At 33.2% G+C, this 542-nt stretch carries 1 protein-coding gene; it reads left to right on the forward strand.

Translation table 11 applies throughout. The annotated features are described in order from the left end of the window. Positions 1–104 precede the first annotated feature (104 nt). The coding region (locus tag ACTNB8_RS16410; protein ID WP_441056123.1) for an ATP-binding cassette domain-containing protein at positions 105–542 on the forward strand (438 nt) is incomplete at its 3' end.

A 542-nucleotide genomic window follows, 5' to 3' on the forward strand; every position in this document is an offset into this window, starting at 1 on the left:
TTTTTCTCTATGTAAAGTTGGATGATGGACTTTGCATAGAGTAATTTAACCATCATAATTCCAACTTTGAGAAGACGAACATACGCAACAAAGGAGGAATTTTTATGTCAGAAATAAAGGTAATCAATTTAACTTTCGGTTACGAAGGTCATTATGATAATGTATTTGAAAATGTGAATTTTCAGATTGACACAAACTGGAAACTTGGGTTTATAGGAAGAAATGGAAGGGGGAAAACAACATTTCTTAACCTTTTATTGGGAAAATATCATTATACTGGAATCATCAGTTCAAATGTCACATTTGAATATTTCCCATATCATGTGAAAGATATGTCTCAATATACCATTGATGTAATGCATGAGATTTGCCCTGAATCAGAGGATTGGGAATTGTTAAAAGAAGTTTCAAAATTGGATGTGAATGCAGAAGTGTTATACAGACCATTTGAAACTCTTTCAAATGGAGAACGAACAAAAGTATTGCTTGCTGCACTATTTACTGGTTCTGAACGTTTTCTGCTGATTGATGAGCCAACGAAC

Source organism: Blautia sp. HCP28S3_G10, from assembly GCF_052065235.1.
In the GTDB taxonomy this organism is placed as follows: Bacteria; Bacillota; Clostridia; order Lachnospirales; family Lachnospiraceae; genus Blautia_A.